This is a genomic window from Streptomyces sp. SCUT-3 (genome assembly GCF_014083985.1).
Taxonomy (GTDB): domain Bacteria; phylum Actinomycetota; class Actinomycetes; order Streptomycetales; family Streptomycetaceae; genus Streptomyces_H; species Streptomyces_H thermolineatus.
Map to the genome: position 1 here is coordinate 386,655 of NZ_CP046907.1, position 12,137 is coordinate 398,791.

Annotated in this window: 7 protein-coding genes and 2 pseudogenes; 7 read left to right on the plus strand and 2 right to left on the minus strand. The window is 72.7% G+C overall.

What is annotated here, in order from left to right:
• Positions 1 to 52: 52 nt before the first annotated feature.
• The 7 genes and pseudogenes from GQS52_RS01800 to GQS52_RS01830 all read left to right on the plus strand — a co-directional run bounded on the left by GQS52_RS01800 (position 53) and on the right by GQS52_RS01830 (position 9,890).
• Positions 53 to 759: pseudogene (locus GQS52_RS01800) on the plus strand (GntR family transcriptional regulator).
• A 434-nt stretch (positions 760 to 1,193) separates the two neighbouring features.
• On the plus strand, positions 1,194 to 2,939 hold the full coding sequence (locus GQS52_RS01805; RefSeq protein ID WP_182311349.1) for an ABC transporter substrate-binding protein: 1,746 nt from the start codon (positions 1,194 to 1,196) through the stop codon (positions 2,937 to 2,939).
• Between the two features lie 56 nt (positions 2,940 to 2,995).
• Positions 2,996 to 3,895: an ABC transporter permease gene (locus tag GQS52_RS01810; protein ID WP_259371016.1), complete on the plus strand. Its 900-nt coding sequence runs from the start codon at positions 2,996 to 2,998 to the stop codon at positions 3,893 to 3,895.
• On the plus strand, positions 3,892 to 4,878 hold the full coding sequence (locus tag GQS52_RS01815) for an ABC transporter permease (protein WP_182311350.1): 987 nt from the start codon (positions 3,892 to 3,894) through the stop codon (positions 4,876 to 4,878). The genes GQS52_RS01810 and GQS52_RS01815 overlap by 4 nt, the downstream gene beginning before the upstream one ends.
• Before the next feature lie 2 nt (positions 4,879 to 4,880).
• Positions 4,881 to 5,941: pseudogene (locus tag GQS52_RS01820) on the plus strand (ABC transporter ATP-binding protein).
• Entirely contained in the window at positions 5,938 to 6,951 is a 1,014-nt protein-coding gene (locus GQS52_RS01825; RefSeq protein WP_182311351.1) for an ABC transporter ATP-binding protein, read from the plus strand. Before GQS52_RS01820 ends, GQS52_RS01825 begins: the two are co-directional and overlap by 4 nt.
• Before the next feature lie 329 nt (positions 6,952 to 7,280).
• Positions 7,281 to 9,890 carry a collagenase gene (locus GQS52_RS01830; RefSeq protein WP_182311352.1) on the plus strand — a complete coding sequence of 870 codons (2,610 nt, stop codon included), beginning with the start codon at positions 7,281 to 7,283 and terminating at the stop codon, positions 9,888 to 9,890.
• Between the two features lie 225 nt (positions 9,891 to 10,115).
• On the opposite strand, the gene GQS52_RS01835 is transcribed toward GQS52_RS01830, so the two are convergent.
• Complete coding sequence (locus GQS52_RS01835; RefSeq protein WP_182311353.1) at positions 10,116 to 11,051, minus strand: ornithine cyclodeaminase family protein; 936 nt, start codon at positions 11,049 to 11,051, stop codon at positions 10,116 to 10,118.
• Positions 11,048 to 12,094 (minus strand): proline racemase family protein, encoded by a 1,047-nt coding sequence (locus GQS52_RS01840; RefSeq protein WP_182311354.1) that lies wholly within the window; start codon positions 12,092 to 12,094, stop codon positions 11,048 to 11,050. The genes GQS52_RS01835 and GQS52_RS01840 overlap by 4 nt, the downstream gene beginning before the upstream one ends.
• Positions 12,095 to 12,137 lie beyond the last annotated feature (43 nt).

Below are 12,137 nucleotides of genomic sequence, written 5' to 3' on the forward strand. Positions count from 1 at the left end.
CGTGACATTGTATAGTGGGAGGACTTTGGGCTGGCCACACGGAGGAGCGACGATGCCTCATCTCGAACCGCGGGCGATCTCCGTCCAGGCCAATCTGCGCGACCAGGTCGCCAACGCGCTCCGGGCGGCTCTCATAGCGGGCGAGCTCCGCCCGGGTGTCATCTACTCCGCGCCCACCCTGGCGGCGGAACTCGGCGTCTCCGCCACCCCGGTGCGCGAGGCCATGCTGGACCTGGCCAGGGAGGGCCTGGTCGAAGCGGTGCGCAACAAGGGGTTCCGCGTCACGGAGATGACCGACCAGGACCTCGACGAGTTCACCGGGATCCGCACCCTGATCGAGGTCCCCACCGTGGGCCGCGTCGCCGCGTCGGCCGGCGTCGAGCAGCTGGAGAGGCTGCGTCCGCTGGCGCAGCGGATTGTCACGGCGGCCCGGGGCACGACGTCCTCGAGTACCTCGAAGCCGATCACCGGTTCCACCTGGAACTGCTCGCCCTGGCCGGCAACCACCACCTCGTGGAGGTGGTGGCCGACCTGCGCAAGCGGTCGCGCCTGTTCGGACTGGGCAGCCTGAACGAGACGGGGCGCCTGGTCGCCTCCGCCCAGGAGCACGTCGAGCTCCTCGACCTGATGGTGGCCGGCCGGGTCCAGGAGGCGGAGGACTGCATGCACCGCCACCTCACGCACGTCCGCACCCTGTGGGCGGACGGCCGGACGGACGCCGAGGACCGCGGACCGGCACTCCGGTCCGGCGTCCGGTAGGTCTCCCCGGCGTCCGACAGGTCACCCGCCCGCTCCGGGAGGACGGCGCCGCGCGCGGCGGTCCGGGCGGCCGCACCGGCGCGCGTACGGCCGCCGCACACCGTGCCGTCGCTCCCCCGGCCGCCGCGCACCAAGCCGTCGTGCACCAAGCCGCCGCGCGCCGGGCCGCCGCGCGCCGGGCCGCTGAAGGCGTTGCGGCGACGCCTCCCCGGGCGGTTCGGCGGGCTCGACCCCTGTCGCGTTCTCCCCGTTCACCGGCGCGCGTTCCCCCTGCTCACCGGCGCGTCCTCCGCGATCGGGGGTCGCGCCGAACTCGGGTCGGACACAGCTCGGTAACGAGATGCCGCAACCCTTGGCTATAAAATTTCACATTACTATGTTACCGGTCACACCTCACGGGACGGATCATCCGCCCCGCCTAGCAAGGAGTGACCATGGCCCGTCAGAGCCGTGCCCTGTCCGCCTCGTTGAGTGCCTCGCTCGCACTCGCCCTGCTGAGCGCCTGTGCGGGCCAGGCGGCCGAAGGCGGTTCCGAGGAGCGCGCGAGGCCCGGTGTCGCCACCGGGACGATCATCGGCGGCACCCCGAAGAAGGGCGGCACGCTCACCGTGCTGTCCAACCAGGACTTCGGCCACCTGGACCCGGCACGCAACTGGGTGATGCCGACCATGGACTTCGGCACCCGCCTGCTCTACCGCACGCTGACCACGTTCAAGGCCGCCCCGGGCAAGCGCGGCAGCGAGCTCGCCCCCGACCTCGCCACCGACCTCGGCAGGCCCTCCGACGGCGGCCGGACGTGGACGTTCACGCTCAAGCCCGGTCTGAAGTACGAGGACGGGACCCCGATCAGGGCCCGGGACATCAAGTACAACGTCGAGCGCTCCTTCGCCCCGGACCTGGTCGGAGGCCCCGACTACGCCCAGCGGTACCTGGACGGCGCCGAGGGCTACACCGGGCCGTTGGAGGGCGAGCACCTGAAGTCGATCCGGACCCCCGACGACCGCACCATCGTCTTCTCCCTGCGCAGGCCGGTCGCCGAGTTCTCCTACACGGTCACGCTGCCCACCTTCTCCCCCGTGCCCAAGTCCCGGGAGAAGGGCGTCCAGTACGACCTGCGCCCGTTCTCCTCGGGGCCGTACCGGATCGAGAGCTACGCCCGGGGCAAGAAGCTGGTGCTGGTGCGCAACCCGCACTGGGACCCGGCCACGGACACGGTGCGCAAGGCCTACCCCGACCGGATCGTCGTGCAGCAGGGCCTGAAGGGCGGCCAGATCGACGACCGCGTCATCGCCAGTGCGGGCGCCGACGCCTCCGCCGTCGAGTGGTCCGACATGCAGCCGGCCAGCATCGCCAAGGTGCTGCCGCGGCCGGAGGTCAGGAAGAGGCTGTCCGCCGAGCAGACCGGCTGCACCGACATGCTCGCCCTGAACACCTCCCGTCCGCCGTTCGACAACCTGAAGCTGCGCCAGGCCATGCAGTACGCCGTCGACAAGTCGGCCCAGGTGACCGCCGCCGGCGGTCCCGCCCTCAACGACGTCGCCACCGGCTACCTCCCGCCGGCCCTCACCGGCGGGCGTGCCGTCGACTCCCCCTACGGGACGTCGCCCACCGGTGACGTGAAGAAAGCCGGGAAGCTCCTCGCCGAGGGCGGAAAGCCCGACGGCTTCTCCACCACGATCACGGTGTCGACGGGCGACAAGACCCGGGCCGAGGCGCTCCAGCAGAGCCTGTCCCGGGTCGGCGTCCGCCTGCGGATCCAGAGCGTCGACCCGTCGGTCTACTACGACACCATCGGCGACACGAAGAACGCGCCGGACATGGCCATCAGCGGCTGGTGCCCCGACTACCCCTCGGGTTCGACCTTCCTGCCCTTCGTGTTCGACGGCCGGACCATCAAGGAGAAGGGCAACCAGGGCAACGTCTCCCAGTTCCGCGACGAGGCGGTGCAGAAGCGCATGGACGAGATCGCCGCGATGTCCGACGCCGAGAGCGCCGACAAGGCCTGGATCGACCTCGACTCCGTCGTCCTGCGCAAGTCGCCGGCCGTCCCGCTGCTGTGGAAGCGCAAGCCCCTGCTGGTCGGCGACAACGTCGCCGGGGCGTTCGGCCACCCCGCCTGGACCGGTCAGTTCGACTTCGCGGTGATCGGTCTGAAGGACCCGTCCAGGAGCAAGGGCTGAGGACGAGGACCGTGACGATCACACCGAACACCACCGCGCGGACCGGGCCGTCGGCCCTGCCCGAGCACCCGTTGCGGGCCGCGTTGCGCAAGCTGTGGGGCGACCGGGGCAGCAGGGCCGCCCTGATCGCCGTCGCACTGCTGGTCCTGGTCGCCCTGACCGCGCCGCTGCTCAGCCGGCTGGGCGGCTGGTCGCCCACCGCCTTCGACAGCAGCGCCATCGACCCCTACCTCGGCGGCATGCCCCGCGGACCGCTCGGCGGCGTCAGCGCCGAGCACTGGCTGGGGGTGGAGCCCGCCACCGGCCGCGACCTGTTCGCGCGGGTCGTCCACGGGGCCCGGGTCTCGCTGCTGATCGCGTTCGCCGCGACCGCGATCGTCGTCGTGGCGGGAACCGCCGCGGGCATCGCGGCCGGCTACTTCGGGGGCCGCGTCGACACCGTGCTGAGCCGGCTCATGGACCTGACCATGTCCTTCCCCTCGCTGATCTTCATGATCGCCGTGATGTCCGTGGCCCAGGACGTCAACCGGGTCGTGCTGATGACCGCCGTGATCGGCGTCTTCGGCTGGCCCGGCATCGCCCGCGTGGTGCGGGGCGAGACCCTCTCCCTGCGGCACCGCGAGTACGTCGAGGCGGCCCGCGTGGCCGGCTCGGGGTCGTGGCGCATCCTGACCCGGGAGATCCTCCCCAACATCTCCGGGCCCGTCATCGCCTACACCACGCTGCTGATCCCCGGAATGATCAGCACGGAGGCCGCACTGAGCTTCCTCGGGGTGGGCGTGCGCCCGCCGACCTCCTCCTGGGGCCAGATGATCGCCGAGGCCGTCACCTACTACGAGACGGACCCCATGTACTTCCTCGTCCCGAGCACCTTCCTCTTCGTCGCGGTGCTGGCCTTCACGGTGCTGGGCGACGCCCTGCGCGACATCCTCGACCCCCGGGGAGGCCGCTCGTGATCGCCTACCTGGTCCGCAGGTGCCTCGGCGTGGCCGGCGTGCTGTTCGCCATCTGCGCCGTCACCTTCGTGATCTTCTACCTCCTGCCCGCGGACCCGGCCGCGGCCGCCTGCGGCAAGACGTGCAGCCCGGAGCGGCTGGCCGAGGTGCGTCACTACATGGGCCTGGACCAGCCGGTGTGGCGCCGGTTCGCCGACTACCTCGTCGGCATCTTCGCCGGGCGGGACCTGGGTACCGGGCCGCACGCGCTGCACTGCGGCTTCCCGTGCCTGGGCTACTCCTACGAGAACGCCCTGCCGGTGTGGGACCTGCTGATGGACCGCCTGCCCGTCTCCGCCTCGCTCGCCCTCGGCGCCGCCTGCATGTGGCTCGTACTGGGCCTGGGCGCCGGGGTGACCGCGGCCCTGAAGAAGGGCGGGCTGCTCGACCGGACGCTCATGGTCGGCGCCGTCGCCACGGCCTCGCTCCCCGTGTACTTCACGGCCGTCGTGCTCATCTACGCCCTGGTCCGCGTCGGCGGGCTCCTGCCCTACCCCACCTACACCCCGCTCACCGCCGACCCGATGGGCTGGGCGGCCAACCTGCTGCTGCCCTGGACCGCGCTGGCCCTGCTCTACGCCGCGATGTACGCCCGCCAGAGCCGCAGCTCCATGATCGAGGCCATGGACCAGCCCTTCATCCGCACCGCCAGGGCGAAGGGCATGCCCGGGCGCGTCGTGGTGGCCAAGCACGGTCTGCGGTCCGCGATGATGCCGGTGCTCACCATCTTCGGCATGGACCTCGGCGCCCTGCTCGCCGGGGCCGTCATCACCGAGTCCGTCTTCGGCATCCCCGGGGTGGGCCGGCTCTTCTACGACGCCCTGCAGCGCTCCGACCAGCCGGTCGTGCTGGGCGTCACCCTCCTGGCCGCCTTCTTCATCGTGGTGGCGAACGTCGTCATCGACCTGTTGTACGCCGTCGTCGACCCGAGGGCGAGGAGCTAGCCGTGCCGTCCACCACCGCAACCGAAGCACCCCTGCTGCGCGTGCGCGACCTGTGCGTGCGGTTCGACACCCCGGCCGGAACCGTCCGGGCGGTCGACGGGGTCTCCTTCACCGTCGAGGCCGGCCGCACCCTCGGGCTGGTCGGCGAGTCCGGGTCCGGCAAGTCCGTGACGTCCATGGCCGTCATGGGCCTGCACCGGCAGGCCCGGGTCGACGGATCGATCACCCTGAACGGGCAGGAGCTCCTCGCCCTGACCGACCGGCGGCTGAGCCGGCTGCGCGGCCGGCGCATGGCCATGGTCTTCCAGGACCCGCTGTCCGCGCTGCACCCCGCCTACACGGTCGGCGAGCAGATCGCCGAGGCGCACCGCCGCCACTTCGGCACCGGCCGCCGGGCGGCCCACCGGCAGGCCGTGGACATGCTCGGCGAGGTCGGCATCCCGGAACCGGCCCGCAGGGCGAGGGAGTACCCCCACCAGTTCTCCGGCGGCATGCGGCAGAGAGCCGTGATCGCCATGGCGCTGTCCTGCGAACCCGAGCTGCTCATCGCCGACGAGCCCACCACGGCCCTCGACGTCACCGTCCAGGCCCAGATCCTCGAACTCGTCGCCCGGATCCAGGAACAGCGGCGGCTGGGCGTCCTGATGATCACCCACGACCTGGGCGTGGTGGCCCGCGTCGCCCACGACGTGCTCGTCATGTACGGCGGGCGCGCCGCCGAACAGGCCCCGGTCGACGACCTGTTCCGGCAGCCCGCCCACCCCTACACCCGCGGCCTGCTCGACTCCCTGCCGCGGCTGGACGACCCGACGACGCCCCGCTGCGCGCCATTCCGGGCAGCCCGCCCTCGCTCGCCGCGCCGCTGCCGGGGTGCGCCTTCGCCCCGCGCTGCGCCCGGGCGGCCGGGGCCGACGAGGCCGTCCGCCTGCGCTGCGCCGACGAGCGTCCCGGGCTCGCGCACCACGCTCCGGGCCGGTTGGTCGCCTGCCACCTGCCCCTGGGCGCTCCCGCGAGCCCCGCGCCCCGCAACGGCACCCGAATCACGGCCGAGGAGCCCCGATGAGCCACCCGAACGCCCCGGCCCCCGCGGAGCGGACCGGCACCGCGCTGCTGTCCGTGCGCGACCTGACCAAGACGTTTCCCGGCCGGCGGCGCCTCGGCCGCCCCTCCGCCCCGGTGCGGGCGGTGGACGGGGTGAGTTTCGACCTGGCGGCGGGCGAGACGCTGGGGCTGGTCGGCGAGTCCGGATGCGGCAAGTCCACCACCGGCCGGATGCTCGTGCGGCTGCTGGAGCCGACCGCCGGCACCGTCGCCTTCGACGGCCGGGACATCACCCACGTCGCGCAACGCCGGCTCAGACCGACGCGGCGGCACCTGCAGATGATCTTCCAGGACCCGTACGCGTCCCTCAACCCCCGGCAGACCGTCGCCCGCATCGTCTCCGAGCCGCTGCTGATCCAGGGCAGCTCCGTGGCGGCCGCGCGCCGGAGGGCCGCGGAACTGCTGGACCTGGTGGGCCTGGACCCGGAGCACCTGGACCGCCACCCGCACCAGTTCTCCGGCGGACAGGCCCAGCGCATCGGAATCGCCCGCGCGCTGGCCACCGGTCCCCGGCTCGTCGTCGCCGACGAGCCCGTCTCCGCGCTCGACGTCTCCGTGCAGGCCCAGATCGTCAACCTGCTGGAGCGCCTGCAGCGCGAGCTCGGCCTCACCCTGCTCTTCGTCGCCCACGACCTGTCGGTCGTCAAGCGGGTGTGCGACCGGGTGGCGGTGATGTACCTCGGCCGCATCGTCGAGATCGGCGACAAGCGGGACGTGTACGAGGCGCCGGCCCACCCGTACACCCGGGCGCTGCTCTCAGCCGTCCCGCTCCCCGACCCCGTCGCGGAGCGGCGTCGCGAACGCATCGTGCTCCTGGGCGATCCGCCGAGCCCGGCCGCGCCGCCCAGTGGCTGCAGCTTCCATCCGCGGTGCCCCAAGGCGCAGGAGATCTGCCGCACCCGGCGGCCCGCCCTGGCGGTCGTCGGGTCCGGGGCCCGGGAGGCGGCCTGCCACTTCCCCGAGAACGGCTGACCGAACGGCCGTCTCCCCCGGGCCCGGGGGAGACGGCCGGGGGCGGGGTCCGGAGGTTCCGGGCCCCGCCCCTTCCGCGTTCACCGGACCGCATTCCCGCCGTGCGGGCGGCATCACGGCCCCGGGACACCGATCGGCAACTTTCAGTTCCGCCCGACGACTTCCCCAGGACATGCCACATGTGCAATGGTACATGTCACAAGTCGTGGCCATGTCAATGCTGGCACCGGCCGTGCCCCCGTCGACTCCACGGCACGGCCCTTCCGATCCACGACTCCCTCGTCCCGCGGACCGCGCACCGCGTGGTCCGGACCCTCCTGGGAGGCGCAGTGAAAAAATCCCTCGTCCGGCGAAGTCTGGGAGCGGCGCTGCCGCTGGCCCTGACCCTCGCCATGGGCTCAGGCCTGCTCGCGCAGCCGGCCGGCGCGCAGACGCGGACCTCCGTGTCCGCCGTGTCGGCCGCACAGGCCGCGGCGGGAGGCGGGAAGCAGTCCGGTCCCCCGCCCGCGGCGCAGTCCGTCACCGCCGACGTCGAGCACGTCGGCAAGGGACGGCTGAAGGCGTCCGAGCTCCCGCCGCTGGCAGCGAGCAAGGACGCCCTCAAGAAGGCGTACGGCCAGCCGGAGAAAACGCCGCTCCGGCCCTCCGAGTCGGCCAAGAAGGCGGGCAGGGGGAAGGCCGGGAAGACGGCCGCCGCAACGGCCGCCGCGTGCAACGTCTCCGACTTCACCGGCCGCACCGGCAGCGCACTGGTCCAGCAGATCAAGGCGTCCACGACCGACTGCGTCAACACGCTGTTCAAGCTGACCGGAAGCGACGCGTACAACGCCTTCCGGGAGTCCCAGATGACCTCCGTCGCGTACGCGCTGCGCGACGGCTCGGCCTCCTACCCCGGCGACTCCACCACGGGCATGCCCCAGCTCGTGCTCTACCTGCGGGCCGGCTACTACGTCCACTACTACAACCCGGACGCCGTGGGCCCCTACGGCAGCTCCCTGCGGACCGCGATCCGCTCGGGCCTGGACGCCTTCTTCGCCAGCCCCCGCTCGCGGGACGTCAGCGACGCCAACGGCGAGACGCTCGCCGAGGCCGTCACCCTCATCGACAGCTCCGAGGAGAACGCCCGCTACATCTACGTCCTCAAGCGGCTGCTGGCGGACTACGACTCCTCGTGGAACAGCTCCTGGTGGATGCTCAACGCGGCCAACAACGTCTACGTCGTGACGTTCCGCGGCCACCAGGTGCCGGCGTTCGTGACGGCCGTGCAGTCCGACCCGAGCCTGATCGACGCGCTGTACAACTTCGCCTCCGGCCACCTCGCGCTCCTGGGCACCGACCAGTCGTACCTCACGTCGAACGCCGGACGTGAACTCGGCAGGTTCCTCCAGCACTCCGCCCTGCGGAGCAAGGTCCGCCCGCTGGCGACGGGGCTGCTGAAGTCGAGCTCGATCACGGGACGCACCGCACCGCTGTGGGTCGGCGTGGCCGAGATGACCGACTACTACGACAAGGCGAACTGCTCCTCCTACGGCACCTGCGACCTGCAGGCGCAGCTGGCGGCGGCCGTACTGCCGGTGACCTACGCCTGCAGCTCCAGCATCACCATCAAGGCCCAGCAGATGACCTCGGGCGAGCTGTCCTCCTCCTGCAACAGCCTGCGCAACCAGGACGCCTACTTCCACAACGTCGCCCGGGACAGCGGTCCCGTCGCGGGAGACCGCAACGACACCATCGAGGTCGTGGTCTTCGACTCCAGCACCGACTACCAGACCTACGCCGGCGCCATGTACGGCATCGACACCAACAACGGCGGCATGTACCTCGAGGGCGACCCGGCCGCCGCCGGCAACCAGCCCCGCTTCATCGCCTACGAGGCAGAGTGGCTCCGTCCGGACTTCCAGATCTGGAACCTGAACCACGAGTACACCCACTACCTCGACGGCCGCTTCGACATGTACGGCGACTTCGGCGCCAACATCACCACCCCGACCATCTGGTGGATCGAGGGCTTCGCGGAGTACGTCTCCTACTCCTACCGGGGCGTCCCCTACACCGCGGCGATGACCGAGGCCGGCCGCAAGACCTACGCCCTGAGCACGCTGTTCGACACCACGTACAACAACGACACCACGCGCATCTACCGCTGGGGCTACCTCGCCACCCGGTACATGCTGGAGAACCACCGCGCCGACGTGGACACGGTGCTCGGCCACTACCGTTCCGGCAACTGGAACGCCGCCCGCGCCCACCTGACCAGCACCATCGGCACCCGCTACGACAGCGACTGGTACACCTGGCTGGCCGGCTGCGCGGCGGGCACCTGCGGAGGGAACACCAACCCGCCCGGCAACCAGGCCCCCACCGCCGCGTTCACCAGCTCCGCGCAGGGCCTGAAGGTCACCTTCACCGACGAGTCCACCGATCCCGACGGCACCATCGCCTCCAGGTCCTGGAACTTCGGCGACAGCACCACCTCGACCGCCGCCAACCCCGGCAAGACCTACGGCGCCGCCGGCACCTACACGGTGAAGCTGACCGTCACCGACGACAAGGGGGCCACCGCCACCGCCACGAGGACGGTCACCGTCAGCAGCGACGGCGGCACCCTCACCGAGTGCACCGGCACCGACACCAGGGAGCTGGGCCAGAACTGCCGGCGGAGCAACCAGTCCGCCACCACCGGGAACTACGCCTACCTCTACCTCTACGTCCCGGCCGGCACCACCCAGCTGAAGATCACCACCTCCGGCGGCACGGGTGACGCCGACCTGTACTACAGCCACAGCGGCTGGCCCAGCACCAGCAGCCACACCCAGCGCGCCACGGGTGCCGGCAACAGCCACACCCTGACCGTCAACAACCCGCCGGCGGGGGCCAACTACATCAGCCTGTACGCCGTGAGCAGTTTCGGCGGAGTCACCGTCAGCACCAGCTACTGACGGCGCGCCGCGGGAGCGACAGCTCCCCCACGGCCCGGGGCGGCTCCCCCCGCCCCGGGCCCCGGCGGCCCGGCCCGGCGCACCACCGCGGCCGGGAGGCCGCCGAAGCCGTGCGGCCCGGGGCCTGCTCCTTCGAGCAGGCCCCGGGCCGCACGGCTTCTCCCCTCCGGTCCCGACCCCTTCCCGGCGCCGCCGGAAGGGGTCGGGACGGACGTCCACCGGGACTCACGTCCTCCCGCCGCCGCCCCGCCGGTACGCCGCGACGGCCACCACCAGGTCCTCCCACGCCATCCCGCTGGTCTTCACGACCATCGGACGGTCGGCGCGGACGGCCGCCCCGCGGCCGAGCAGCTCGGCCATGGTCACCAGCGACCCCGGGTCGAGCAGGCCCTCCCGCACCGCGAGGACGACGTCCCCGGCCTCGCGGAGCGCGACGTCGCGGCTCTCGACGACGACCGTCGCGCGTCCCACAAGCGCACCGTCGAGCTCGCGCACCGACGGCTCGTGGGACCCGACGGCCAGCACGACCGCCCGGTCGCGCACCAGGCGCCCGTCAAGGACCGGTTCGCGGGCCGAGGTCGCCGTGACGACGACGTCCGCGCCGCGGACGCGGCCGGCGACCGCCGCGTCGTCGGCCGCCAGGTGGCGGTCCGCCCACGCCGGGGCCGCGCCGCCGCGGCGGGTGACGGCCGTGACGTCGGCGACCGGTACGTGCGCCCGGACCGTGTGCACGTGCCCCTCGCCCTGCGGGCCGGTGCCGAAGACCACGAGCCGCAGCCCCCGGGGGGAGGAGTCCGCGAGGGCCCGCAGCCGGTCCAGGCAGGCCGCGACCGCGACCGCGGGCGTGCGCAGGGTCGTCAGCGCGACCCCGTCGAGGATCGCGACGGGGGTCAGCGTCGCACTGTCGTGCAGGAGGTAGGTCGCGTTGATCCGCCGCAGGCCGCGCGCGGCGTTGCCGGGGGCGACCGTTGCGACCTTCACCCCGAACCAGCCGCCCGCCTCCGCCGGCATGAGCAGCCCCTGGCCGTTGGCCAGGGGGAGGACGGCGCGCGGCACGTCGCCGTCCGGGTCGAGCCCGCCGGCCAGTGCGTCGCGGATAGCGGCGACGGCGGCGACGGGCCCGAGGGCGAGGACGTCCTCTGCGTCGAGCATCACGGTCATCGCAGCACGAACCCGGGGACGAGGGTGTCGCGGGCGTCGACGGTGAAGCGGCAGGTCCCCACCGCGTGGGCCGTGCCCGTCACCGCCGGGACCACCGCCGGGACCCCGTGCGCCGTGGTCCGTCGCGCGATCCGGGCGCGGAAGACGGAGCCCACCACGGACTCGTGCAGCAGTTCGTCGCCGGGGCGCAGCTCCCCGGCGTCGGCGAGCAGGGCGACCCTGGCCGACGTGCCCGAACCGCACGGGGACCGGTCGACCTCGCCGTCGGCGAACACCGTGACGTTGCGCTGGTGCAGCTGCCGGCTGCCGTCGGCCCGGAGCTCCGGAGGGCGGACCTCCTCGGTGAGGATCGTCCCGTAGACGCCGGAGAGCCGGGTGTCGCCCGGGTGTTCGGCGGCGCCGGCGGCGTCGAGTGCGTTGCGGATCTCGCGTCCCACCGCGACGAGGTCCGTGACGTCCTCCGGCCGGACCCGCAGGCCCACCTCCCCGGCCGGCAGCACGGCGTACATCGCGCCGCCGAAGGCGATGTCGACGGTGACCGTCCCGCGCGAGGTCGCCACCTCGACGCCCCGGGCGTGGACGTGGCTGGCGACGTTGGTGAACGTCACGTCCTCGACCAGGCCCGAGACGGTGCGGACGCCCGCCGTGACGCGGCCCGAGGGGACGTCGACCACCACGTCGGTCACCCCGTCGGCGGGGGCCGGGACCAGGCCCGAGGCCACCGCCCAGGCGCCGAGGGCGATCGTGCCGTGGCCGCACGCCGTCGAGAACCCGTCCTTGTGCCAGAACAGGACCCCCAGGTGGGCGCCGGCGTCGTCCGGCGGCACCAGGAAGCCGCCGTACATGTCCGCGTGCCCGCGGGGCTCGCTGCACAGCAGCGCCCGCACCCACTGCACGTGCGCGCTCTGCGCCGCGACGATCCGCCGCTCGGCGACGGTGAGCCCGCCGCCGGTCACCTCGGCGGGGCTGTCCCGCACGATCCGGAACGGTTCGCCGCCGGTGTGCCAGTCGATCGTTTCGATCGGCTCGGTCGTTGTGCTCATTCGCCTCACACTCCCAGGTATGCCTCGACGACCCGCGGGCCGA

Coding starts and splice junctions, on each gene's coding strand:
- GQS52_RS01805 (WP_182311349.1), top strand. CDS start 1,194: ATGGCCCGTCAGAGCCGTGCCCTGTCCGCCTCGTTGAGTGCCTCGCTC.
- GQS52_RS01825 (WP_182311351.1), top strand. CDS start 5,938: ATGAGCCACCCGAACGCCCCGGCCCCCGCGGAGCGGACCGGCACCGCG.
- GQS52_RS01835 (WP_182311353.1), bottom strand. CDS start 11,051: ATGACCGTGATGCTCGACGCAGAGGACGTCCTCGCCCTCGGGCCCGTC.
- GQS52_RS01840 (WP_182311354.1), bottom strand. CDS start 12,094: ATGAGCACAACGACCGAGCCGATCGAAACGATCGACTGGCACACCGGC.